Genomic DNA, 23878 nt, shown 5'->3' with positions numbered 1-23878 from the left:
CCGCCGCTCACCGCTTTGGGGAAAGGTTCACATGGCTCAATTCTCAGTGGAAATTAGACGCCTACCCGGCTCACTTCTGGGTGGAAATCAACACCCTCGACCCATTCGCCGAAACCGATGTGCAGCGTCGACACCGGGTGGTCGGTGGCGAACAAGCAGCGACCGGGGCCGAAGGCCTCGATGGCGCAGTCCGTCACGTCGCGCAGGCTTTCCCATGTCCAGTCGTGGTCGTAGGCGACGGGGTCCGACAGCTTGATGGCGATGTTGGGTTGGCGGGCCAAAAGGCTCAGCCCGTTACGCCAAAGGCGCATGCCGGCGGGATCGCGGTCCATCGGGCTGCCGTAGTGGTTGACGATGATGTTGATGGTCTCGAAGTCGGCCGCCAGCTGCGCGACGTTTGCGAACTGGTGCGGCGTGACCAGAAGGTCGAGGCCGAGGCCGAGGTCGCCGGCCCTTTTGAGGTTTTCACGCCAGACAGGATTGTCGAAACGGTCGTTGGCGGGCGTGCGCCGCTTAGCCGGGTCGGGGTGCCAGCTGACGATTTCCCTGAGGCCGACGGTGCGAGGATGGGCGGCATGGCGCTCGATCAGAGCGGCGATGGCGGGATCGCCGAGCGGCGCGCTCGCGACATAGCGGCAGGCGATGCCTCCCGGGCGCTCCAGCCCATCCAGCCAACCGGTCTCGCCGAGCGGATCGGCTGGGTCCCAGTTGGCCTCGACATGCACGCTGGCGGTGATGCCGTGGCGGACGGCGAACCCGACATAGTCGACCGGCAGGAAGTCGTTGCGCAATGCCGCATCCGCGCTGTCCGCTGGAATCCGCATCAGCCAGGGATGCCTGTCTAGGTCCATGCGCCAGAAGTGATGATGCGCGTCGATAATCGGCCCGCTATAGCTCGCAGCCATATTCAGACCAGCCCATCCGGCCCGGCGCCGCAGACCAGCGCGCAGATCTTCTGGCCGGCGGCAAAGACGAGGTTGCGCTTGAGCAGCGCTGCGATGGCCGCGGCGCCGCTGAGGTCCGCCGCCAGCCCCATTTCGAACCAGAGCCAGCGCGCGGCGTCCAGCATGTCGTCGTCCTCAATCAGGACGACATCGTCGATCAGGTTCCGCGACCTCGCGAAAACGTCGGCATCCGTTTCGGCGCAGGCCATGGTGGCGACGCGGGTGGTGACACTGTCCAACCGCACAACGTGACCGGCGGCCAGCGATGCGCAGAAGGTCGGCGCCCCGACCGGCTCGATGCCGACAATGCGTATCGATGGTTTCAGCGCCTTCAGCGCCACTGCCATACCGGTGATCAGCCCGCCACCGCCGATGGCGATCAGGATCGCGTCGAGATCAGGCTGCTGGTCCAGTATTTCGAGCGCCAGCGTGCCTTGGCCGGCAACCACGTAAGGGTCGGCGAAGGGGTGGAAGTAGGCGCAGCCCTTGTCTCGTGCGAAGGCGAGCGCGCTGAGGTTGGTTTCGTTCCAAACCGAGCCGACGACCTCGACCGTCGCGCCCCAATTGCGCAGCTTCTCGATCTTGGCCGGCGTGACGGTGGTCGGCACGAAGATAGTAGCAGGTACGCTGGCGAGCTTCGCCGCACGCGCTACGGCCACGCCGTGGTTGCCGCCCGACGCGGTCGTGACCCCGCGCGCCATTTCGTCCGGCGGCGTGGCCAGAAGCTTGTTGGTGGCGCCGCGCGCCTTGAACGAGCCGGTCGCCTGCAGGCACTCAAGCTTCAACCAAAGCTCGGCCTCGCTGAGCGGCGCGCTCAGCGCGTTCACCGGGATCAACGGTGTGCAGCGGACATAGGGGGCGATGCGGCCCTGCGCCTGATCGATGTCGTCGAGCGTGATCATCTGTCAGTCCTCGAGCGGGGAGGCTACCACCATGCAGCAGTTTCCGGGTCGCACACGTCCGGGATGGCGCTTGCCGTAGACGACCCCGCCGGCGCCGAAAACCAGTTCCGTCGGCTCCCGGCCCGGGTTCTCAAGGAAATGGATGCGCCCCGCCGGCGTCCCCTTGTCCACCGGCGCGCCGAGTTCGTGATAAGGTTCGAAGATACCGGACTCGCTCGCCATCACATAGGAAGCGGTTCCGGCGATCGTGTGGAAGCCGGGCGTGCCCTCGCCCCTTTCCACCGCGCCTTCTATGACGCCAAGATGGCGCAGCACGTTTGCGACGCCACGCCGGCAGATGCGCACGGCTTCGGGCGTGACGGTGCCAGTTCCGGCCATTTCCGTGCCGACGGTGATCAGGCCGGCACGCACGGCGGTCGACGTCGAGGTGCGCGGATCGCCGAAATTGGCGATCTGGACCTTGAAGGGAGCTTGGAACGCCTCGACGGCGGCCCGGTTCCTGGCATCGAGCGCCGGATCGGCGCAAGGCTCCAGCACCGCGCTCGGGATGATGGACAGCGACGAGCCACCCGAATGCAGATCGATGAAGGCGTCCGCCAGCGGGAACAGCACGCTGCTGACATAGTGGGAAATCTGCTGCGTGGTCGAGCCGAGCGGATCGCCCGGAAAGGTGCGGTTGAAGTTCAGGTCGTCGAGAGGCGACACGCGGCGGCTGGCCTCCACCGCCGGCAGGTTGACTGCCGGCACGACGATTAGCCGGCCGCTCACCGCCTCCGGCCTCAGGCCGCGGACGATCTCGCCGAGGACGATAGGCCCCTCGTATTCGTCGCCGTGGTTGCCGCCTTGCAGGATCACGGTGGGAGTGGCGCCATTGCGGATGACCGTCAGCGGAACCCGGATTACGCCCCATGCGTCGTCATGGACGGAGGAGGGGAAGCTGACGAACCCGACCTGCTTGCCGTTCCTGTCGAAATCGATGTCGGTGAAGCCAATGGATCGCGTCACAGTCAGCCTGCCTGCCGGAGCAAGGCGCCGGTGCCATGCTTCCCGGTCATTCTATATGTAAAATCAAACTTTGACATAAGATATAGCCGACAGGTTGGAGTCAAGTTCGTGCCGTCGGTATTTCGTCGCTCGATGTATCGGCGCGGACCGCCTCGCAGGCGCTCATCCGGTGATGATCGCGACCTCCAGATATTCACCGGGCGCGATTGCGTATTGGCTGGGCGGTGCGTCAGGTTCAGCACCGTTAGCTTGCCTGCCGCTAGGTCATCTTCGACCGTTTCCCGGGGGATTAAGCCCCAGCCAAGTCCATCTTTCAGCAGTGCCTGTTTGGAGCAGAGATCGGCAGTTAACTATATCCCTCTGCCTCACGAAGGCGAAGGAATGCCCAAAGGCCAGACAACAAATATCAATTAAATCAATGCGATATTTCTCCTTCGAGCGCACCTCATTGCATTGGGCAGGTGATGGGCAGGTCGCTGGCTGAATTTTTACCCCGATGATCGAGACAAGTGCTTTTCAAACGCCACGTTGATTGCTGTGCAAAGCCGCTCAAAGCGCGCTTCGCTGTCCGCTGACAAAACGGACGAAGGATCGGTTGCCATCTTCTGCAAGAACAGCCTTGCCGGTCGCGTCTTATGAAAACCAATGGAAAGTGCGTCGAAGGCCGCTTCGAACCGGCGAGCGATGCGAGGAATGTTAGCATTCGGCTCCAGCTTCTTCCCCTTCAACTCTTTCGCATAGGCTTCTCGAACCAGCTTTTCGTAAATTGCCGGATCAAGAAGGTCTTCAATATCGGCTTCGACGGGCGCGGTTTCGAACGCTTCGCTGACAAAGATGACGCTATCAGAGCGTATGAGCTTGCCCTTGACCAGATCGTCGCGGGTTGCCTTGGCGTCCTTCTCATCATCGAATAGGACAAGCACTTTCAGTTGCTCCGATGTAAGCAGCGCGACCATGTAATGAACCTTCTGCGCGCCGCCTGCTGGCGTGACAGTCAAACGTTCATCAAGTCCGACTTTGCCTTGCTCGTTCAATCGCGCAGAAACCGATGAAAGCACCCAAAAATCGGTAACGCCTTCAACGACTAAATTGTTTGGTCCTACGAACAAGCTCTGAGCAAGGTCATATCCAAGCGCCGCCTGCAAGGGAAACAGGGTTCGCGAATCGCCCGATGGATCATTGGATACGGTAGTGCCGACTTCTTCCGCTATGTTGACCGTGCGCACCCAATCCAGTCGATGCGTCGGAACCATGAACGGCGAATGCGTCGTGTATACAATTTGATTGCTGAAATCGTCCTCTAGGTGGCGCAGCAAATCGCCCTGCGAACGCGCATGAAGATATAGGCCGGGTTCGTCCAAAAGCAGGATTGCGCCATCCGCGTCCCCATCTTCGGTATCCGCCGCGAACACGACGTAAAATGCGAAGAACCATTGGAAACCGCGACTACGTTCGTCAAGGTTCACTTCAACGTCGTAGACGCTATTCGGATCGGAAACCAACGTATCAAAATGTTGGGCGTCCAAATTGAACCGGACCTTCAGTTCGCGATCCTTCCACCTTTTGCGAATGGCGGTTGTTACGACCGAACCCGCACGGTTTGCCAGTTGGCCCCGCGTTTCTTGATCGTTGCTCTGCGACAGTTCTTGCAGTTGTTGCGGGCTTAAGCCGGCGACTTTGCACAATTTTTCAAAATTCCGGTCAGCGTTCGTCTGCTGTCCTTGGCTTTTCCGAGCGAGGAACTGAGCAATGTCTTGATGCCCTTCAATTTCGGGGTAGTCTTCCAGATACATAAAGACCGGCAGGCGCTCGATGACCCAACTGCGCGCCTTCGCGTGGGAGGCCTCATTTTGCGGGATAGCTTCGGCCAGTTCCTCCAACGCGATAACACGTTGGTCCTGTGCGTCGGTCAACTCAACATCCGCCGTCGCTAGAGCCTGCCGAAGCGCGGCAAGGGCGGGCTTCGCGGTTTCGGCCCATTTTGCGGAAGTTGGGCCTATGCTGATCGCGGTGACAAATGCGTTGGCCGCGCGTTCAAGCGCAGCCTTATTATCGTCTGTAAGCTTCGCCGCCGCAGCCTTTACGGCCGCATCAATTTTTCTAGTGTCAGCTTTAATTGCAGCAAGATCGAAAGCGCCTTCTGATACGTTGATGCCTATGTAGCGCTTGTCGCCATAACGACGACTAACAGTCACTTCCGTGACGCCTTGAGCACTCGGCCAAATTTCAGCAAGGCGTCCTTGCTCATACGTACTAAGTCGCCACGTCGAATCTACGACAGGCGTGTTGTCTGTGCATTCGGATAGCTTACGGTGACGGGGGAAATCTTTGATCGGTTTCAGCTTCGTGAACCCACCGGGAGGGTTCAAGCTATGAAGCGCCCGAAGAATGTTCGACTTACCGCTCTCGTTTCGCCCGAGCAGTGCGGTGATGCGTGAGACGTGAACTTCGCCGCTATCGTTGATCGAGCGGAAATTTCTTACACGAAACGACTCAAGTTCCATTCGGCTTCCCCCTTTGAATTCCACGTTAGCGTGTTCGCTTATTGTTCTCAAGGTCGTCCAATGGGAGATTCGAGAGAAGTGCGCCATCCATCGCGCTGGGGTCAAGCCGGCTCCAAACGCCGACGACCTACCCATAACCTGCCCGCGTTGAACAATGCGGTGCTAGCCTATCCATAAGCCATTGAAATCATTGGCGCACCCGACAGGATTCGAACCTGTGACCTCTGCCTTCGGAGGGCAGCGCTCTATCCAGCTGAGCTACGGGTGCGCATTTGAGCGTTAAGGAAAACCCGAACGCAGGCGCTACATAACCCAAGCGATAGCACTCATCAACCGTGAAAGAAGGCGATAAATTCAAACTTCAGCCTGGACGCGAACAACCGCACAAGCAGCTCCGGGTTCGACGGTTTGCGCCATTCACCATGGACGTACAACGACACAATAGATAGCGAAACCGATCAGCCAAAGCGCAGCAAGCGCCGTTCCCGCCAACCCAAGCAAACCCAACCCAATGGGATTGTCGCTTATTCCCAGCCCGCCAACTATTAATAGTGGCACCCAGCTGAGGAGAAGAATAAAGGCGCCGATCTTGCTCGCTTTGATTCCGCGCATCTTTCTTAACCTCCAGTCATCCACACATAAATTAATATGGACTGGCGCGATCCCGCTTACGCAAAGTAAACGAATAGTCAGGATCATATCTCATGCTTCAGACCATCTTTCCATTGCCAAGCGTGGAAGACCCAGATGCGGCAAGTACGCTGGGGGAATACATCGCTGTCGGCTATCAGGTCAGGGCGCGCTGCACCCATGCGGGGTGCAATCACAATGTAAACTTAAATCTTGTTGTCGTTGCACGTTATCTTGGCACAGGCCACGGTACGAAATCGGAAGATCTCGAACCATATTTCTATTGCCCATCTTGCCGTGAATCCGGGCTTGCTGATGATAACATAGTATTCACGCGCTATGCACCAACTGCCCCCTCCTGCAACATATCGCACCGCTGGGTCGCGGATCGCTCTGCGGCCTGATCTGCATGCACCACATCATTTAATGTTTCTTTCTGGAACGTAGTCTCTGGCTGCGAGTTGAAAGCTGGCAATCTCATCCAGAAGGAGGCTTTCAGATGGGCAGCACAGGAGACAAGATCAAAGGCACCGCAAATGAAGCTGCGGGGCGGATGAAAAAGGCGGCCGGTGATCTTACGGGCAATAATCGCCTGAAAGCTGAGGGCGCCGGGCAAGAAGCCAAAGGCAAGATGCAGAAGGCGGTTGGCAAGGCCAAAGATGCCGTCAAAGGCGCCATAGACAAGCTGTAAAAGCCAAGCGGCCTGCTGCATTGGCGGCGGGCCGCTCGAATTGATAAAAACATTGCTGCGCTGGTACTTGGCATAGTGCGCAACGCCCGATAACACAGAGCCACAAAATGAAATGGAGTGGCTGGAATGGCGGATCAGGCGGTACTGCGAAAAGAGATGGTCGACATCTGTCGCCGGATGAATACCAGCGGCATAAATCAAGGAACCGCGGGCAACCTTTCGGTCCGTCTCGACAAGGGTTTTCTTATTACACCCTCGGGAATGCCCTACGACAATATGAGCCCGGACGACATTGTGGAGATGGATTTCGACGGCACTTATGTCGGGCGGCGGCCATCATCCGAATGGCGCTTCCATCGCGATATTCTCAAAGCGCGCACCGACATAAATGTGGTTCTGCATTGCCATTCCATGTTTGCGACAACGCTGGCGGTTCATCACAAGACCATACCGAGCTTTCACTACATGACCGGCGTTGCAGGCGGCACCACCATTCGCTGCGCCGAATATGCGACCTTCGGAACGCAGGCACTTTCCGACAACGCCATTGTCGCCTTGCAGGGCCGTAAGGCCTGCCTGCTTGGACAGCATGGTCAAATATCGCTCGGCAAGAATATGGAAGCCGCGCTTTGGCTTGCGATCGAAGTTGAAACTCTTTCGAAAATGTACACCCACGCGCTGATGCTCGGCGAACCGCCAATCCTCTCCGATGAGGAGATGGAGCGCGTGATCGGGCAGATGAACCGCATGAGCTACGGGCTTGCGCCAGACGCGGAAGGCACCAACGACGTGGCGCGTCCGCGCAGCGCCTAGATCCTGACCTAGACTATACCTCCGCCGCCGGACGCTACTGCAGGGCGCTCGGCGGCAACCTTCTTGCGATAGAAGCTGGCACGATAGGTCGCGACCGGGTCAATAGCACCGCCGGCTTTCTGGCGCGCCATTGCCAGGATCGGCTCGACATCGGTGCGGAAGGCAGTCTTGAGCGTTTGCGTCGCCATCAAGGCGTCATTGCTTTCCTGATAACCGGCGAGCGCTTTGCGGTCGACGAGCAGGGCAGTCGCATAGGCGCGCTGGACCTCAATTGCAGACATCATCAAGCTTTCGATGGGGTCGGTCACATTGTGGCTCTGATCCAGCATGTGAGCCGGGTCGAAGTCCTTCGCGCCTGACAATTCGGCGTCGACCAACTCGTTGAAAACGAGAAACAGGCGGTAGGGATCGATGGACCCTGCGTCCAGATCATCGTCGCCATATTTCGAATCGTTGAAATGGAAACCACCCAGTTTCCCAAACTGAATGAGGCGGGAAACGATCATCTCGATATTCACATTCGGAGCATGATGGCCGAGATCGACCAGACAGAAAGCGCGGTCGCCGGTTTCCTTTGCGATGATGTAATTCGTACCCCAGTCCTGAACCACCGTCGAATAGAAGGCCGGTTCGTACATTTTGTGTTCGGTAAACAGCCGCCAGTCATCAGGAAGTTCTTCGTAAATGCTGCGCACGGCGTCCAGATAGCGCTCAAAGGATTTCCCAAAATTCACCTGACCGGGAAAATTCGAGCCGTCGCCGATCCAGATGGTTAGCGCCTTCGATCCGATTTCTTTGCCTATCTCAATGCATTCGATGTTGTGTTCGATTGCCTGTCGGCGCGTGGCAGCGTCGGCGGATGAAAGCGAGCCGAACTTGTATGAATGAGATTGATCGGCCGCGTCGGAAAACGTGTTGGAGTTCATCGCATCAAAGCGAAGCCCGAAACGCGCTGCTGCTTGCTTGAGACGCTGTGGGTCCGCCTTGTCCCAAGGAATATGAAGTGAGACGGTTGGCGTGGCCTGTGTCAGTTGCTGGATGACGGCGCAATCTTCGATCTTGTCGAATACGTCACGCGGTTCGCCCTCGCCGGGAAAGCGCGCGAAACGCGTGCCGCCGGTTCCCACGCCCCAAGACGGAATCGCGACGCCGAATGCCTCGACTTTCGCAAGGATTGCATTGATGTCGATGCCACGGCGGCCCAATTGCTCGCCAAGGGCATTGAAGTCACTCTGGAGATTCTTGGCGCGAAGCTCATTCTCTTTGGCCACGACGTCGCCGTCGATCATGGTTTCCATGTGATCCTCCTTCACCAGACAAAGGCGGGCAGCAGATAATCGGGCGCCGCGCCATAGCGTTTGAACAGTTCGTCTTTTTCGAAATCTGAGGCGGTTTCGAGCACGCCAGTCTCGACAAGCACGGTCGAGAATCCCGCTTGCAACCCGCCGGCAATGTCGTGTTCGATGCTGTCACCCACGCAGGCAGTGCGTGCGCTGAGCGGATTGCCGAGAAGCGTTCTCGCCGTCTCGTAAATGTCCGGGAACGGCTTGCCGATCCAGGTGACCGGCCCGCCCATAGCTGCATAGACTTCCGCAATTTGTCCTGCGCCGAAGCGCGTTCCAGCAGGCGTCAGCATTATCTTGTCAGGATTGGTGCAGAAGCACGGCACCTTTCGCGCGGCGGCGGGCTCCAACAGGCGGCGGTAGTGGTCCATGTCGTAACGGTCGGCCTCGCTGCCGGATAGCAGCACGACATCTGCCGCAGTGCCATCATCCACCAGATTGAAGGCGAGGCCATCAATCGCTGAACGGTCGCCTTCCCGCGCGATAAGCAGGCAGTTTTGCTTTGGACCGTCGGAGGTGGCGGCGAGCTTGCGCCAGGCAACCTCGCCTGACGATAAAAACAGGTCCCAGCTTCCCGGTTCAAAGCCAAGCCGCAACAGGCGCTGTTCGTTGGGCGCGGATCGCCTGCCGGAGTTTGAGATGAGCAGGATTTTCTTGCCGCTGGCTTTCAGATTTGCGAGCGCTTCGACAGCGCCGGGGTAGGGGGCCGCGCCATCATGCAGTACCCCAAACTGGTCAATCAGAAACGTGTCAAAGATCGACACGAGGTCGCGGACGCCTGCCAGGTGATGGTGCTGTGGCGAAATCATTGCATCACACCCGCTGCTATAGCGCCCTTGAGCGAAAGCCGCGCTGTACCGGCTGCGGCTTCGGTAGAGGCTGCTTCCAGAAACGGCACACCGAGCGCGCTTTGCCGGATTGCGGTCCATGCGGAATTGACCGCACCTCCGCCGACCGAGCGCAGGCTGGCCAGCGGCGGTGCGCCGAGTTCGGACAAGCGCCGATAGCCAAGCTTTTCAATTGCTGCGGTGCCCTCGAACAAGCCTTGCAGGAACAAGGCGTCATCGCCCGGGTGCGGTTCCATCCGAGGCGCAAGGTCTGGATCAGCCACAGGAAAGCGCTCGCCTTTTTCAAGAAGCGGGTAGTAATCCAACCCGGTCGGTTGTTGAGGATCGATCCGAGAAGAAAGGCTTTGCAGAGCTGCGGTGTCAAAGAATTTTGCGAGTACGCGCCCGCCGCTATTCGACGCTCCGCCTGCGAGCCACATGTCGCCTATGCGGTGACTGTAGATGCCGTAGCTCGGCGCGAAGATCGGCCTGTCGGACAATAGCTTGAGCGTCAGTGAAGAGCCAAGTGCGGTCACACCGTCACCGGGCCTGTTCGCGCCCGTCGCCAGAAATGAAGCGCATCCGTCGGTGGTTCCGGCAACGATCAGCGTCTCGGCTGGCAGGCCGAATTCGCGTGCCGCATTTGCCGAAATGGGGCCGAACATGCTGCCGGGTTCGCGGACTTCTGGAAGCAACTCGACTGGCACTCCAGCATGCGCAATCCACTCGGGCCAGCGCCGCTCAATCGGATCGTAGCCCGTTTTGAGCGCATTGTTTTCATCGGTCAAATCAAAGCGCCCGGACAGGTTTCCGGCAATCCAGTCTGCCTGATGCACGATCCTGTGCAGGCCGGACACGTCGAGAAATTTCAGCGCTTTCGCAAGACCGGAGGTAGCGCCATGCGCACCACTATCGGCGGGCGCAAATTTCTTGATGCGATCGAGCAATGATCTATCAGCTACGGCATCGTTGTACATCAAGGGTTCGGCCAGCGGTTGACCTGCGCTGTCGATGGGGAGGACGGTTCCCGAAGTGCCATCAACGGCGATTGCGCGCACGCTGTCGCGTGGGATTTCGTAGAGCAACGCAGAGAGAGCATCGCTGACGGCAGCCCACCATTTTTTCGGGTCGCGAACCGTGTTGCCTGCATCGTACGGCGCGGAAGTCTGAGCGACCACGATTCGCTCGGCGTTCATGGCAACGGCGCGTGCACCAGACGTGCCGATGTCTATGCCGATGACAACCGCTTCGCTCATGCTGCCGACGCCGCGCGATCAAGTTGCTGCCGATATTTCTCGGCGTCCCAATTTGTAAGCTGATCGTGGTCTTCGTCGGAGAGATAGCGAACAGGTGCGCCTGCGGGAATCCGCAGTGTCACATCAGCAAGGCAACGCGCCATCGCGTCGGCGCTTTCGGTGGCGTTGTTTCGCATCAATACGCCGATGCTGGGAAACAGGATCGATGTGGGCGAAGTGCCTAATCTTGACATAACTTGCTCAGCGCTTTCGCCTGCGTTTGTAATCGCAGTGCCGCGTCCGAGAAAAATAACGTGGTCGGGATAGAGGCTACCGCCTCGCACAATTTCGGTCGCTGTCGGATCAAGCGCAACCGCATGGGCGGCGGGATCAGCAGGCAAGCGGTAATCAGCGCCAATCGTCAGCTTTTCCAACTCAGCCGGGTCAAATGCTGGCGTTGCGCGCGGCGCCGTAGCAAGGCGAGATTTCACTTCGCGAAGCAGCGTTTCGGCTTCGGCGACTGTATCCGCGCCAACCACCAATCCGTGATTTGCCAGCACGAGCACATCCGGCTTGCCGCCGAGCCTAGCATCAATCGCCAGCGCCAATGGTAGGCCGGGTCGTGCATAGGGAACCAGCGCCCAATTGATGCCGCTCAGCCGCTCGCGCAGCACCTGCTCGCAATCGGTGCGGACAGCGATGGCAATCGTGTCGACGCAATGCGAGTGCAAAACGATGCGATGCGGCAGGAGGGCGTGGACTGTCGTTTCGATGGAGGGTCGCAGCCCCGATGGGTTGAGGTGAGCAACGACGAATTCCTGTGCGCGATCAGCGCGCGGATCGAAAGCGCGAACGGCTTCGATCAGAGGTTTCATCGAGACTGGAACCATGATTTCGCGGTCGCGCGCGTGGGCAAGCCATGTGCCGGATGCCTTGATCCACAGCACGTCACCAGCCTTTAGCGAGGTGTTTCCACCCGCGGCCTGAGTGAGCAGGGGATCAGCGCCGATGCGCGCGGAGAGGTCGCGCAGTGCATCCAGTTCGGTCTGCCAGTCAGACATTGAAGGTTCTCACAAATGAAAGCGGCCCGCCGCAAACCGGCGAGCCGCAAAGCTGTCGACTCTTAGAAGTCAAAGTCGTTGATGTTGTCCTTGGTGAATACGAACGGCGCGCCGAGCAGGATTTCGGAGCCGTTGATGACGGAAAGCTCACCGAGCTTGCCGGCCTTCACGGAAGTCGCGCCGCCCTTGAGATCGCCATCGGCGACCGCGCGCATCACATAGGCTGCTGCATAGCCGAGATCCACTGGGTTCCAGAGCACCACAGATTTGACGCAGCCCGACGAAACGTAAGGCTTCATCGCATTTGGCGTAGCAAGGCCGACTACGGCAACGCTGCCGCACTTGTTGGCCTGCGTCACGGCGTCAGCCGCTGCCGGAGTGGCAACCGAAGTCATGCCGAAAATGCCCTTCAACTCATCTCCATATTTGTTGATGAGCGTGTTGGCCTGATTGAAAGACAGGATGTTGTCTTCCTGCGCTTCAACCGTTTCCAGCCACTTCATCTTCGGATGGCATTTTGCCTGATAGGCGGCCATTTCGGAGATCCAGCGGGCCTGGTTCGGCGTGGTGAAGGTGGAAGTCACGATAGCGAAGGACCCTTCCTCGCCAACTTCCGCAGCCATTGCATCGACCATCGATTTGGCGATGCCGTTGAACTCGGCCTGATTGACAAACCACTGGCGTGCATCCGGCGTGGAGTTGGCGTCATAGCCAACCACGTTGATGCCTGCCGCCAGCGCCTTTTTCAGAACCGGTGCAATCGCAACCGGATCGTTTGCGGCAAACAGAATGCCGTCAACGCCGCTGGTAATGTAGTTGTCGATCAGCGTGATCTGGTCATCGATATTCGCCTTGCTCGGACCGTCGGTCTTCGCGTTCATCGTGCCCATTTCCTTGGCGGCGTCAGCAATGCCTTTCGATGTTGCATTGAAATAGCCGATGCCGACGAGCTTCGGCACGTCCACCACGGTTATCGTCTTGCCCTTGCGGTCAGGCGCGTTGGTGGGCACGCCACCGTCATACGGCTTGGCGGTTGGGGTTGGCGCGGTCGCATCGCATGCAAGCGGATTGGTCGGCAGGTCGTCGCCGCCGGTCCATGCCGACTGTGCCTGGCTGAGGCTTGTCGAGAAGGACAAGGCCAGAATTGCAGATAGCAGTACTTTACCCATTTTCTCCTCCAGATATCGTCCGGTCACCAGAGAGCGGCAGTGACGACGATTTTTGTCACGAATTATCGAGTGCCGCTCCTCTCGAAGAGGTTGCTGACGAGGATCGCCAGAATTAGAACCGCGCCGATCAGCATGATCGTGCCGTCGCCTTTGACGCCCGCGAGCGAAAGCCCGTTTTTCAGCGCCTGAATGAGGCAAAGGCCGATAATGGTGCCCGCAATCGTGCCGCGTCCGCCGAAGATCGATGTGCCGCCGAGAACCACGGCGGTGATGGCATCGAGTTCGATGCCTGTGCCCATGTCGGAGCGCGTGGTGGACACGCGCGAGACAAAGATGACGGCGGCCACGGCTGCAGCGAAGCCGGATGCCGTGTAGAGCGCCACCTTGGTGCGCTCGACAGACAGGCCGGAAAAGCGCGCTGCCACTTCATTGTTGCCGATGGCATAAACCGTGCGGCCCCAGCGCGTGTAACCGAGTATGATCGACGCGACGACGGCGGCGATGAGCAACAGCCAGAGCTGCGTTGGAACGCCCAGCACATTGCCTTGCCCAAGAACGTAGAACCATTCGGGGTAGCCCCGCACAGAGCGTGCTTGGCTTATGCCCTCTGCGAGGCCGCGATAAAGCGCGAGCGTGGCCAGCGTGGCGATCAGCGGCGGTACGCGAAAGCGCGTGATTATGATGCCGTTGACGAAGCCCGCAAAGGTGCCGACTGCGATTGCCGCGGCAGCAGCCAACGGAAGCGGCAGGCCGACATTCTGCCAGAACACGCCGGTGAGGATCGCAGTAAGGCCAAGGATCGAACCGACTGAAAGATCAATGCCGCCCGTCGCGATAATGAAGGTCATGGCAATCGCGATGAGGCCGGTTTCAGTCATCAGCCTGCCCTGGTTGAGCAGATTGCTGACAGTAAAAAACTTGTCAGACTGGAACGACAGGATCACCAGAACGATGGCAAGCAGGATTGCCAACAGCATTTCGTGACGGAACAGAGATTTGAGGTTCATCGTCTCAAATCCTCCGGCTGCGGCGGAACATGTCGGCCAGCACGGTCGCGAGGATCAGCAGACCGATCACAGCGCGCAGCCAATAAGCGGAAACATTGGTGAATATCAGCGCGGAACCGATGGTCGCGAAAAGGATGGCCGCAAGCGTCGAGCCGATCACGGTGCCTGAGCCGCCAAGGATCGAGACGCCGCCGATGACCGCCGCTGTGATAATCGTCAATTCGAGATTGGGCGGCACAGTGGACTGGATCACCTGTAGCTGAGTTGCAAACAGGATGGTCGCAAGCCCGGCGAAAAAGCCGTGAATGATGAAGACCGCCACGATGCGCCGCTCGGCGGGAATGCCGGTCGCGACGGCGGCTTCAGGGTTGCCGCCCAGCGCGTAGAGCGAACGCCCGAACGCGGAATAGCGCATCCACGCGGCAGCAAGCAGCGTCAGAACTACCATCGCGACAAGCGGAACGGGTAGGCCGAACAGCTTTTTTTGAGCAACCATGAAGGCGGGTGGCAAATCGCTGATCCATGTGCCGCCGGTCGCACTGATGAGGCCGCCGCGCAGAATGGAAAGCGCGCCGAGCGTGACGACGATGGAAGGTATTCGCGCATAGGCTACCAGCACGCCGATGAGGCCGTTGATCGCCATGCCGATCAGCACCGGCGCGAACCACGCGACCCAAACCGGATAGCCTGCGACCGCAAGCGTGCCGGAAATGGTTGCGAGCACGCCGATAAGCGCGCCAACAGAGACGTCGATATTGCCGGTGATGATGACCATCGACATGCCGATGGCCGCGACCGCGATGTATGCATTGCCGGCGAAAATAGTGGTCAGATTGTTGGCGCTGATAAAGCGGGGATTGATCATCGTGACGAATGCGAACAGCGCAACGATGGCGAGCAGCACCACGATTTCCTGTCCGTAATCCGACATCAAGCGCTGGATCGCGCCAGGCCGTTGCACGGCGCGGCTTGGCCGGACTGGCGGTATGTCGAGATCGGTCATAGCCATCACGCAGCCTCCGCCGATTTATGTGCCGTCATGGCCGCACCGACGCGCTCCGGCGTAGCTTCTGCACGTGCGATCACGTCCGTGATACGGCCCGCGCTCATGACCAGAACGCGGTCGCTCATGCCAAGCACTTCCGGCAACTCGCTGGAAATCATCAGAATCGCTACACCCTGCCGAACCAGTTCGCCCATGATCGAATGGATTTCCGACTTTGCGCCGACATCGACGCCGCGCGTCGGCTCATCGAGAATGAGCACTTGCGGGGCCGTCTCCAGCCATTTGGCAATGACGACCTTCTGCTGGTTGCCACCAGACAACTGTCCAACAGGCTGATTGACATCGCGGCAGCGCACGCCCAGCCGCTTCACGGCAGCAACTGCGTGCTTCATTTCTTCAGCGGCTTTGATAAAGATGCCCTTCGACACCTTGTCGATGGTCGCCATCGTGATGTTCTGGCGAATGGCCATCGGCTTGACGAGGCCCTGTAGTCCGCGATCTTCCGGCACGTAGGCAATGCCGAGATCGCGCGCATGGATTGGCGAAGCAATGCGAACGGGCTTGCCGTTCAGCTTGATTTCGCCGCTGGTGGCGGGCGTCATGCCAAACAGTGTAAGCGCAAGTTCGGTGCGTCCACTGCCGACCAATCCGGCTACACCGAGGATTTCGCCCTTGCGTAGTTCAAACGAAATATCCTGCACGTGGCGGCCATGATTGAGGTTTTTCACCGCCAGCACAGTCTCGCCGATGGGTACTTCGACTTTCGGGAAAAGGCTCTCGATAGAGCGCCCGACCATCAGCGAAACGAGGTCTTTTTCTGTGACCTCGTGAATGTCTTTGGTAGCCACAAACGCCCCGTCGCGCAGTACGGTTACGCGATCCGCCAAGGCGAAAATCTCCGGCATCCGGTGGCTGACATAGATGATGCCCACGCCACGCTCGCGCAGTTGCCGAACGATTGACATGAGTCGCTGAACGTCAGACTCGACAAGCGAGGCGGTCGGTTCGTCCATGATGAGGATTTTCGCATCGCGGCTCAGCGCCTTGGCGATCTCGACGCGTTGGCGTTGCGCAACAGAAAGCGTCAGTACCTTCGAGTCCACGTCGAGGTCGTAAGTGTCCAGCGAGTCCAGCAACTCACGAGTCCGCGAACGCACTGTTGTCCAGTCTATGATGCCTGAAGATGTGCGCGGATAGTGGCCGAGAAACACGTTTTCAGCGACCGACAGTTCAGGGAAAAGCAAAAGCTCCTGATAGACCGTGGCGATACCGTTTGCGGTCGCGTCGCGTGTAGAGGCGAATTTCTTCTCCTCGCCGCCAATAATGATCTTGCCGCCATCAGGCTGGTAAAGGCCGGATAGCACCTTGATCAGCGTGGATTTCCCCGCACCGTTTTCACCCAGCAGCGCATGAACCTCGCCGGGGCGCACGTCGAAACTGACGTCTTTCAAGACTTTGACGCCGACGAAGGATTTGGAGATGTCTTTCAACACGACGAAGGGTTCAGTCATGATTGCCCTCCAACTGCGCCCCGGTGTTGTCGTCTCTCACCCGCCTTGCAATTCCTGAAGCGTTCGCGATTGGAACCGGCCTTGCTGAAATCCCCCTTCTCCCATCGTGGGAGAAGATGACTGCAGGCGGATAAGGGGTAAGGGGAGGAGGTATCTCAAACGGAGGTCTCAGCATGGCATGCCTCCCTGGTTCTTGCTTTCGCGCGACGGGCTTCGGCCATCTCGCGCCAGCGATTGCGATAATCCTCCAAACCCGCAACATTGCCCGGCGCGACGGGCGTCGTCTCGTCCTTGAACGGCGCAAGACCCAGCGCCTTGAAGGCAATCGCTGCGGCGCCTGTTGCAGAGCCTTCGCTCATCGAGCTGCGCACCACTTTCTGGTTGGGGCGAAGCTGGCCGAGCATCGCAGTGTAGAGGCCGATCTTCGCCAGACCACCATCAACAATAAGTGTGTTGTCGGAGCGGATGAGATCCAGCGAAAGATCGGTCATGAGCAGAACGTACAGCACTGCTGCTGCGGCGCGTTCCTCGCCCTCCACATCACCGCCAATGATCTCGCCCTGCATTTGGGGGAAGGGGCCGCCAGCAGCCCATGACGGCATAACGAACACATCGCGCTGAATGACGGCCTCAACAGCTTGGCGCGAAATCGCCTTGTTCCACTCACCGCTGATACGGTCATACTCGCGCCCGCCCATGAAGCGCAGCGAGGGTGCTGGCTCGCCATTCACTGTGACGTTCGCGATCATGTCGCGGTCCTGATCGAGCGCGTCGAGCGGGCAATCCAGATTGATGATGATGACCCATGTGCCGGTGGACACGAGAGTAAAGCCCGACAGGCCGGTCATGCGGTAGTACGCAAGTGCCGCATTGGAATCATGCACGCCATTGTGCACGGCCAGCGTCACCGCTCGACCTTCAGGCGTCATGATTGTGGTTTCGCCCACCACCGCGCCAGAGGCAATGATCGGGGGGAATTTTTCGCGCCAGCCGAGCTTGTCCGTGAGCGAACTGAAGTCGCGTTTCAGCGGAGCCCAGATCTGGCTGTGCGCGCCGAGATAGGAATATTCGGAAACGGCCTCGCCGGTCAGCCGCCAAACCCAGAATTGCGGGTAACAGACAATGTTTTGCACCCGCGCAAAAGTCTCCGGCTCTTTGCTTTCAAGCCAATAGATATGACGGGAAAAGCAGAAGCCGAGCGGCAGGTGGGGTGTAAACGTCTCCGAAAAGTCCGGCAGCATCGGATCGATTACGGCTGCGACATCGTCGGGAATTTCCTGCTCGTAATCGAGAACAGGGTGAAGAAGCTCATTTTCGCCGCGCGTGAGCGCAAATGCGCAGCCATGCGCGGAAATCATCACACCGGAAAGGTCGAAACGGCTTGCTGCACCAGCCAGTTCAAGCTGCAGCCAATCGAACAGCGCAGCATCATCCAGCACGCTGCGTCCGCGATAATCTTTCCAGATTGGCTTGGTCCGCCGCTCGTCCAGCAACTCGCCTTCGTGCGAAAACACAAACAGCTTTGAGTTGGTTTTCCCGAAATCGAAAACGGCCAGCGCGCGGGTCATTGCAGTCCTCCAGCACGGGCAATGTGGATGGCTACGCCTGCGTTTTCGAGCATCCGCGCGGCTTGGTCCGACAGGCCGTCATCCGTGATGACACTGCCGACGCGCGAGAGTGGAAGTGAGAGGTTGCGCGCGTGGATCGAAAATTTACGGCTATCGGCCAACACGATGATCTGATCCGAATTCTGGCTCAGTTCTACGATGGAGCGCACCATAAGCGGGTGCGATTCCAGCAATCCGTCCGGCCCTATGCCTTGCGCGCCGAGGAAGAATTTGGACGCGTAGAATTGCGGCACATTTTGCGGGGAATAGATAACGCGTGGTTCGCGATGCAACTCTCCGCCAGCGACAGTGAGGCTGCATTTGCCGTGGTCGCTCAGAAACGCCGCCAGCGGCATCGAATTGGTGAAAAGCCGCACATTGCGGTCAGCCAGCTTTACGCCCAGATGAAAGCAGGTCGATCCGCCATTGACGATCACCGCGTCGCCATCCTGCACCATCGTTGCAGCAAGTTCTGCAATCGCGCGTTTGGCTTCCACCGCGAGGTCGCGATTTTCATCATAGGGGCGGGCATAGGCGGTTGAGACGCTGGACGCACCGTCCAAAGCCGAAACGCCGCCATAAACTTTGCGGGCGGTGCCTTGCTCGTCGATCTTGTCGATGTCGCGGCGCACAGTCGCAGCCGAAACGCCGAGGCGTTCCTGCAATTCGCGAACTGAAGCAAACGGACGATCGCGCAACAGTTCCACGATCTGCCGTTGGCGGACCAAATCGCTCAAAGTGCTCCTCCCGGCTTCGCACAACCGAAGCTCATGATCCAACTTATGCAAAAATCCCCCCTTGGCAAGTGAATTATGATAAAAATCGCTCATGATGCAGTGCAAATACGTCATATTGCACTGCAATATGATTTAGTTTAATCGTTTTCTGATTGACTTTCGGCAGATTGTGGCGTGAATTGTTGGTAAATGCGGCCAGAGGCGCCGCGCCCGGGAGGAATTTTCCTATGGTTGAGAAACGCTCCGCCACGCGGCTTGAAAAGCTGTGGGATGATGCAAAAGCTGCCAGCATGAGCGAGCCGGAACGGCTGGTCTATCGCTCCAATATTCTGGGTTCAGACAAGCGCGTTACAAATTACGGCGGCGGCAACACCTCATCGAAGATCTGGCAGAAAGATCCGCTGACCGGCGAAAAGGTTGAGGTTTTGTGGGTCAAGGGATCGGGCGGCGACAGCGCGTCGATCAAACTGGACGGGTTTGCCACGCTCTATATGGACAAGCTGCGCGCGCTGAAGGGACTCTATCGCGGCCTTGAGCACGAAGACGAGATGGTTGGCTATCTGCCGCACTGCACCTTCAATCTGAACCCGCGCGCTGCTTCAATCGACACCCCGCTTCATGCCTATGTGCCCCGCGCCTTTGTCGATCACATGCACCCGGATGCGATCATTGCTATTGCCGCGTCGAGAGATTCCAGAGAACTGACGCGCAAGATTTTTGGCGATGACATTGGCTGGTTGCCGTGGAAGCGCCCTGGCTTCGAGCTTGGTCTGTGGCTTGAAAAATTCTGCATTGAGAACCCCAATGCCAAGGGCGTCATTCTCGAAAGCCACGGGCTTTTCACTTGGGGCGACACGCCGAAGGAATGCTACGAAACGACCATCGACGCGATCAACAAGGCGATCGCATGGTTCGAGGGTGAGTTGAAAAGCAAGCCCGCTTTTGGCGGTGCGGCGGTCAAGTCGCTTCCCGCTGAGCAACGCCGCGCAGTGGCCGCGCGTCTGATGCCGGTGATCCGCGGCATGATCTCCGCGAACAGCTATAAGGTCGGTCATTTTGACGATTCCGCTGCGGTGCTGGAGTTTGTCAATTCGAAGGATTTGCGCCCGTTGGCGGCGCTTGGCACTTCCTGCCCGGACCATTTTCTGCGCACCAAGATCAGGCCGCTGGTGATCGAATTAGATCCCGCGAAACTTGATGTCGATGCCGTGCTGGCCGCGCTCCCCGCAGCCATTGAGGAGTACCGCGAAGGCTACCGCGCATACTACGAGCGCAGCAAGCACGACAACTCGCCCGCCATCCGCGATCCGAACGCGGTGGTCTATCTCGTGCCGGGCGTAGGCATGTTCACCTTTGCGGCAGACAAGGCGACGGCGCGCATTTCGGGGGAGTTCTATGTCAACGCGATCAACGTCATGCGTGGTGCGTCTGGCGTATCATCTTATGTCGGCCTACCGGAACAAGAGGCATTCGATATTGAATATTGGCTGCTGGAAGAAGCAAAGCTTCAGCGTATGCCGAAGCCGAAATCGCTCGCAGGTCGTGTAGCGTTTGTGACCGGCGGGGCAGGGGGCATCGGCAAGGCGACCTCGGTGCGCCTTCTCGGCGAAGGTGCCTGCGTGGTGCTAGCCGATATTGACGAAACAGCACTCGCTGCTGCCAAGGAAGAACTCGGCAAGGGCTTCGGGAAAGACCTCGTGCATTCCGTGAAGCTGGATGTGACCAGCGAAGATGATGTGGCAAACGGCTTTGCGGAAATGGCTGTCACCTTCGGCGGCGCTGACATTCTTGTGTCGAACGCCGGCATCTCGTCCTCTGCGCCGATTGAAGACACGGAACTGTCCATGTGGAACCGCAATCTGGATATTCTGGCGAAGGGCTATTTCCTCGTTTCGCGTGAAGCGTTCCGCCTGTTCAAGCAGCAGAAGATCGGTGGCAATATTGTCTTTATCGCCTCGAAGAATGGCCTCGCGGCCTCGCCAAATGCCGCGGCGTATTGCACGGCCAAGGCTGCGGAGATTCATCTGGCGCGCTGCCTTGCTCTGGAGGGCGCGGACCATCAAATACGGGTCAACACCGTGAACCCGGACGCGGTGCTGCGTGGCTCGAAAATCTGGACGAGCGAATGGCGCGAGCAACGCGCCGCTGCCTATGCCATGAAGCCTGATGAGTTGGAGGAGCACTATCGCAAGCGCTCCATGCTCAAGCGTTCCGTTTTCCCGGAAGACATTGCCGAGGCGGTTTACTTCCTCGCCTCGGAAATGTCAGCGAAATCGACCGGCAACATCATCAACGTCGATGCCGGAAACGCGCAGAGCTTCACGCGTTGAGGTTGAGATTGCGCAATCGCAGCGCGTTGGCAATCACCGAAACGGACGACAGGCTCATTGCTGCGGCCGCCAGCATAGGCGAAAGCAGCATGCCGAATATCGGATAGAGAACACCTGCCGCCACCGGCACGCCGACTGTGTTGTAGATGAAGGCGAAAAACAGGTTCTGCTTGATATTCGCAATTGTTGCCTGCGCGAGTTTGTGCGCCCGCAGGATACCGCTGAGATCACCCTTGACCAGCGTGATGCCTGCGCTTTCCAGTGCCACATCCGCGCCGGTACTCATGGCAATGCCCACATCGGCAGCGGCAAGCGCGGGCGCGTCGTTGACGCCATCGCCCGCCATCGCAACTTTGGCTCCTTTGGCGCGCAGTTCATCGACAAGCGCCTTCTTAGCCTCGGGCAGCATTCCGGCGCGCACTTCATCGATGCCGAGCTTTGCGGCTACGGCGCGCGCGGTGCGCTCGCTGTCGCCTGTCGCCATGATGATTTTCAGGCCGCGTGCATGCAGAGCGTTGATGGCATCGGCAGCGTTCGACTTGATCGGGTCGCTCACTGCGACAATACCAAGCACTTTGCCATCCGCTGCTACGAACATAGCCGTCTTACCTTGCTCGGCGAGTGATTGTGCAACCTGCGCGAGGTCGCCAGTCGGCGCGCCGACGTGCTGCATCAGCGCGGCATTCCCAAGCGCAACCCTGCGACCATCGACCGTGCCAAGCACACCCTTGCCCGTGACTGCCTGAAAATCTGATACCGATCCGATTGCGGAACCGCATTCTTTCGCACCTGCAACGATGGCTTCAGCCAGCGGGTGCTCGGAACCCTTTTCAAGACTTGCTGCGAGGCTGAGCACCAAGTCTTCACTGGTTCCCTCCGCCGCATGAATATCGGTGAGAACGGGGCGGCCTTCGGTCAGCGTGCCGGTTTTGTCAACAATCAGTGTATCGATGTCCGCCAACCGTTCCAGCGCGGCTGCTTCTTTCACAAGCACACCAGCTTGCGCGCCGCGGCCTGTTGCGGTCATCACGGACATTGGCGTGGCAAGGCCAAGCGCACAGGGACATGCGATAATCAGAACCGAAACCGCAGCGACGATAGCGTAGATCATGCTCGGTTCGGGACCGACCAGCGCCCAAACAATGAACGCAAGTATCGCTACGGCAACCACGGTCGGGACGAAATAGGATGCGACCTTGTCCGCAAGGCTCTGGATCGGCGCGCGCGAGCGCTGAGCCTTGGCAACCATCTCGACAATGCGCGACAGCATCGTGTCCGCGCCAACCTTTTCGGCGCGCATGATGAGTGTGCCGTTACGGTTCAGCGTACCGCCGATAAGCGCGGAACCCTCAGTCTTTTCAACTGGAAGAGGCTCGCCGCTGATCATCGATTCGTCGATTGCAGAAGCGCCCTCCACAACCACACCGTCGACCGGTACACTCTCGCCGGGACGAACACGCAGGCGGTCGCCAGCCTTTACATCGGCAAGCGGTATGTCCGCCTCATCGCCATTTGCATCGATCCGGCGCGCGCTCTTCGGAGCAAGGTCAAGCAACGCGCGGATCGCGGAGCCGGTCCGTTCGCGCGCCCTGAGCTCAAGCACTTGCCCGAAAAACACCAGCGTGATGATGACCGCAGCGGCCTCGAAATAAACCGGTACGGAGCCGCCATGCCCACGGAACTGATGCGGAAAAATGTCAGGGAAAAGCGTCGCGAACAGGCTGTAGAAATAGGCCGCGCCAACGCCGATGGCGATAAGCGTCCACATGTTCGGGCTGCGATTGACGATAGACGCCCATCCACGCCGGAAGAACGGCAGGCCTGCCCATAAAACTACAGGCGTAGCCAGCGCAAGCTCCAGCCATTTGGCGATGCCATCGCCGATCCAATCGCGCACGGGTATGCCGACCATTGGCCCCATCGCGATAATAAACAGCGGCACGGAAAGCGCTGCGCTGATCCAGAAGCGCCGCGTGAAATCAACCAACTCTGGACTTGGGCCATCGTCAGCAGAGGGTATCATAGGCTCCAGCGCCATGCCGCAAATCGGGCAATCGCCGGGCGCATCTCGGATGATCTCCGGGTCCATAGGGCAGGTGTAGAGCGTGCCTTTCGGCATTGGTTCCGGCGCCGCGCGCTCGCCCAGAAATTTCGATGGCTCCGCCTCAAAGCGTTCCTTGCAACGCGCGGAGCAGAAATAGAATTTTTCGCCCTCATATTTCAGGAAATGCTTGGCGGTGCTGCGATCCACGCTCATGCCACATACGGGATCTTTGGCCGTCATATAGGCAGCCGGATCATTCAGAAATTTCGTACGGCAACCTTCGCAGCAAAAATGGTAGGTATGTCCGCCATGCTCAGCGCGAGGCTTGCCGGCATTCGGATCCACCAGCATGCCGCAAACGGGATCGCGAGTGACTTCGCCTGCAGCGGCGTTCGCGCCGGAACAGCAGTTCCCGGCGCCGTGGCTATGTGCGTGGTGATGATGATCGTGGCTTGCCATTTTTCTTACCCGGAGTCGCAATGATCCGGCTCAGATAGGCCTTCCAGCAACTG

Annotated in this window: 19 protein-coding genes and 1 tRNA gene; 4 read left to right on the top strand and 16 right to left on the bottom strand. The window is 58.9% G+C overall.

The features are described from left to right. Positions 1 to 53 precede the first annotated feature (53 nt). The 5 genes from DY251_RS13545 to DY251_RS13525 all read right to left on the bottom strand — a co-directional run bounded on the left by DY251_RS13545 (position 54) and on the right by DY251_RS13525 (position 5623). Positions 54 to 905 (bottom strand): amidohydrolase family protein, encoded by an 852-nt coding sequence (locus tag DY251_RS13545; RefSeq protein ID WP_116624428.1) that lies wholly within the window; start codon positions 903 to 905, stop codon positions 54 to 56. A 2-nt stretch (positions 906 to 907) separates the two neighbouring features. Next, complete coding sequence (locus DY251_RS13540) at positions 908 to 1846, bottom strand: threonine ammonia-lyase (RefSeq protein WP_116624427.1); 939 nt, start codon at positions 1844 to 1846, stop codon at positions 908 to 910. Between the two features lie 3 nt (positions 1847 to 1849). After that, complete coding sequence (locus DY251_RS13535) at positions 1850 to 2851, bottom strand: succinylglutamate desuccinylase/aspartoacylase family protein (RefSeq protein ID WP_245415956.1); 1002 nt, start codon at positions 2849 to 2851, stop codon at positions 1850 to 1852. A 488-nt stretch (positions 2852 to 3339) separates the two neighbouring features. Continuing rightward, positions 3340 to 5355 carry an AAA family ATPase gene (locus DY251_RS13530; RefSeq protein ID WP_116624425.1) on the bottom strand — a complete coding sequence of 672 codons (2016 nt, stop codon included), beginning with the start codon at positions 5353 to 5355 and terminating at the stop codon, positions 3340 to 3342. A gap of 191 nt (positions 5356 to 5546) precedes the next feature. After that, positions 5547 to 5623 (bottom strand) — tRNA-Arg (locus tag DY251_RS13525). A gap of 436 nt (positions 5624 to 6059) precedes the next feature. Here DY251_RS13525 and DY251_RS13515 point away from each other — a divergent pair. The 3 genes from DY251_RS13515 to DY251_RS13505 all read left to right on the top strand — a co-directional run bounded on the left by DY251_RS13515 (position 6060) and on the right by DY251_RS13505 (position 7489). Further along, entirely contained in the window at positions 6060 to 6389 is a 330-nt protein-coding gene (locus tag DY251_RS13515; RefSeq protein WP_116624423.1) for a hypothetical protein, read from the top strand. 95 nt (positions 6390 to 6484) lie between these two features. Then, positions 6485 to 6676, top strand: a complete 192-nt coding sequence (locus DY251_RS13510) for a CsbD family protein (RefSeq protein ID WP_116624422.1) — start codon at positions 6485 to 6487, stop codon at positions 6674 to 6676. A gap of 126 nt (positions 6677 to 6802) precedes the next feature. Then, positions 6803 to 7489, top strand: a complete 687-nt coding sequence (locus DY251_RS13505; RefSeq protein ID WP_116624421.1) for a class II aldolase/adducin family protein — start codon at positions 6803 to 6805, stop codon at positions 7487 to 7489. Between the two features lie 8 nt (positions 7490 to 7497). On the opposite strand, the gene rhaI is transcribed toward DY251_RS13505, so the two are convergent. From rhaI to DY251_RS13455, 10 genes are all read right to left on the bottom strand, one after another. Continuing rightward, complete coding sequence (gene rhaI, locus DY251_RS13500) at positions 7498 to 8787, bottom strand: L-rhamnose catabolism isomerase (RefSeq protein WP_116624452.1); 1290 nt, start codon at positions 8785 to 8787, stop codon at positions 7498 to 7500. Positions 8788 to 8798: 11 nt separating this feature from the next. Then, on the bottom strand, positions 8799 to 9641 hold the full coding sequence (locus DY251_RS13495) for a TIGR01459 family HAD-type hydrolase (RefSeq protein ID WP_116624420.1): 843 nt from the start codon (positions 9639 to 9641) through the stop codon (positions 8799 to 8801). Next, the gene (locus tag DY251_RS13490; RefSeq protein WP_116624419.1) at positions 9638 to 10915 is read right to left on the bottom strand and encodes an FGGY-family carbohydrate kinase; all 1278 of its coding nucleotides are present in this window, start codon (positions 10913 to 10915) and stop codon (positions 9638 to 9640) included. Before DY251_RS13490 ends, DY251_RS13495 begins: the two co-directional genes overlap by 4 nt. Next, positions 10912 to 11955 (bottom strand): class II aldolase/adducin family protein, encoded by a 1044-nt coding sequence (locus DY251_RS13485; protein WP_116624418.1) that lies wholly within the window; start codon positions 11953 to 11955, stop codon positions 10912 to 10914. The genes DY251_RS13490 and DY251_RS13485 overlap by 4 nt, the downstream gene beginning before the upstream one ends. A gap of 62 nt (positions 11956 to 12017) precedes the next feature. Next, a complete protein-coding gene (locus DY251_RS13480) occupies positions 12018 to 13124 on the bottom strand; it encodes an autoinducer 2 ABC transporter substrate-binding protein (protein WP_116624417.1) in 1107 nt (368 codons plus the stop codon). 62 nt (positions 13125 to 13186) lie between these two features. Beyond that, complete coding sequence (locus tag DY251_RS13475) at positions 13187 to 14131, bottom strand: ABC transporter permease (RefSeq protein ID WP_116624416.1); 945 nt, start codon at positions 14129 to 14131, stop codon at positions 13187 to 13189. Positions 14132 to 14135: 4 nt separating this feature from the next. Further along, a complete protein-coding gene (locus DY251_RS13470) occupies positions 14136 to 15140 on the bottom strand; it encodes an ABC transporter permease (protein ID WP_425373298.1) in 1005 nt (334 codons plus the stop codon). Further along, positions 15140 to 16648, bottom strand: a complete 1509-nt coding sequence (locus tag DY251_RS13465; protein ID WP_116624415.1) for a sugar ABC transporter ATP-binding protein — start codon at positions 16646 to 16648, stop codon at positions 15140 to 15142. Before DY251_RS13465 ends, DY251_RS13470 begins: the two co-directional genes overlap by 1 nt. A gap of 155 nt (positions 16649 to 16803) precedes the next feature. Next, on the bottom strand, positions 16804 to 18216 hold the full coding sequence (locus DY251_RS13460; protein ID WP_116624414.1) for an FGGY-family carbohydrate kinase: 1413 nt from the start codon (positions 18214 to 18216) through the stop codon (positions 16804 to 16806). Continuing rightward, positions 18213 to 18992 carry a DeoR/GlpR family DNA-binding transcription regulator gene (locus DY251_RS13455; RefSeq protein WP_116624450.1) on the bottom strand — a complete coding sequence of 260 codons (780 nt, stop codon included), beginning with the start codon at positions 18990 to 18992 and terminating at the stop codon, positions 18213 to 18215. The genes DY251_RS13460 and DY251_RS13455 overlap by 4 nt, the downstream gene beginning before the upstream one ends. A 227-nt stretch (positions 18993 to 19219) precedes the next feature. On the opposite strand from DY251_RS13455, the gene DY251_RS13450 reads away from it, so the two are divergent. Further along, positions 19220 to 21322, top strand: a complete 2103-nt coding sequence (locus DY251_RS13450; protein WP_116624413.1) for a bifunctional rhamnulose-1-phosphate aldolase/short-chain dehydrogenase — start codon at positions 19220 to 19222, stop codon at positions 21320 to 21322. Here the strand turns inward: DY251_RS13450 and DY251_RS13445 are convergent. After that, entirely contained in the window at positions 21312 to 23825 is a 2514-nt protein-coding gene (locus DY251_RS13445) for a heavy metal translocating P-type ATPase (RefSeq protein WP_116624412.1), read from the bottom strand. The two genes, DY251_RS13450 and DY251_RS13445, sit on opposite strands and share 11 nt — an antisense overlap. Positions 23826 to 23878 lie beyond the last annotated feature (53 nt).

This window comes from Mesorhizobium denitrificans (genome assembly GCF_003403035.1).
GTDB classification, from domain to species: Bacteria; Pseudomonadota; Alphaproteobacteria; order Rhizobiales; family Rhizobiaceae; genus Mesorhizobium_G; species Mesorhizobium_G denitrificans.
The sequence above is the reverse complement of the archived record's forward strand: the minus strand, read 5'-3'. Positions and strand labels throughout refer to the sequence as shown.

What these genes read in the sequence shown, in the direction of transcription:
- DY251_RS13445 (WP_116624412.1), bottom strand. Translation starts at nt 23,825, where the DNA reads ATGGCAAGCCACGATCATCATCACCACGCACATAGCCACGGCGCCGGG.
- DY251_RS13465 (WP_116624415.1), bottom strand. Translation starts at nt 16,648, where the DNA reads ATGACTGAACCCTTCGTCGTGTTGAAAGACATCTCCAAATCCTTCGTC.
- DY251_RS13485 (WP_116624418.1), bottom strand. Translation starts at nt 11,955, where the DNA reads ATGTCTGACTGGCAGACCGAACTGGATGCACTGCGCGACCTCTCCGCG.
- DY251_RS13475 (WP_116624416.1), bottom strand. Translation starts at nt 14,131, where the DNA reads ATGAACCTCAAATCTCTGTTCCGTCACGAAATGCTGTTGGCAATCCTG.
- DY251_RS13515 (WP_116624423.1), top strand. Translation starts at nt 6,060, where the DNA reads ATGCTTCAGACCATCTTTCCATTGCCAAGCGTGGAAGACCCAGATGCG.
- DY251_RS13505 (WP_116624421.1), top strand. Translation starts at nt 6,803, where the DNA reads ATGGCGGATCAGGCGGTACTGCGAAAAGAGATGGTCGACATCTGTCGC.
- rhaI (WP_116624452.1), bottom strand. Translation starts at nt 8,787, where the DNA reads ATGGAAACCATGATCGACGGCGACGTCGTGGCCAAAGAGAATGAGCTT.
- DY251_RS13545 (WP_116624428.1), bottom strand. Translation starts at nt 905, where the DNA reads ATGGCTGCGAGCTATAGCGGGCCGATTATCGACGCGCATCATCACTTC.
- DY251_RS13460 (WP_116624414.1), bottom strand. Translation starts at nt 18,216, where the DNA reads ATGACCCGCGCGCTGGCCGTTTTCGATTTCGGGAAAACCAACTCAAAG.
- DY251_RS13470 (WP_425373298.1), bottom strand. Translation starts at nt 15,140, where the DNA reads ATGGCTATGACCGATCTCGACATACCGCCAGTCCGGCCAAGCCGCGCC.
- DY251_RS13495 (WP_116624420.1), bottom strand. Translation starts at nt 9,641, where the DNA reads ATGATTTCGCCACAGCACCATCACCTGGCAGGCGTCCGCGACCTCGTG.
- DY251_RS13490 (WP_116624419.1), bottom strand. Translation starts at nt 10,915, where the DNA reads ATGAGCGAAGCGGTTGTCATCGGCATAGACATCGGCACGTCTGGTGCA.
- DY251_RS13540 (WP_116624427.1), bottom strand. Translation starts at nt 1,846, where the DNA reads ATGATCACGCTCGACGACATCGATCAGGCGCAGGGCCGCATCGCCCCC.
- DY251_RS13450 (WP_116624413.1), top strand. Translation starts at nt 19,220, where the DNA reads ATGGTTGAGAAACGCTCCGCCACGCGGCTTGAAAAGCTGTGGGATGAT.
- DY251_RS13480 (WP_116624417.1), bottom strand. Translation starts at nt 13,124, where the DNA reads ATGGGTAAAGTACTGCTATCTGCAATTCTGGCCTTGTCCTTCTCGACA.
- DY251_RS13510 (WP_116624422.1), top strand. Translation starts at nt 6,485, where the DNA reads ATGGGCAGCACAGGAGACAAGATCAAAGGCACCGCAAATGAAGCTGCG.
- DY251_RS13530 (WP_116624425.1), bottom strand. Translation starts at nt 5,355, where the DNA reads ATGGAACTTGAGTCGTTTCGTGTAAGAAATTTCCGCTCGATCAACGAT.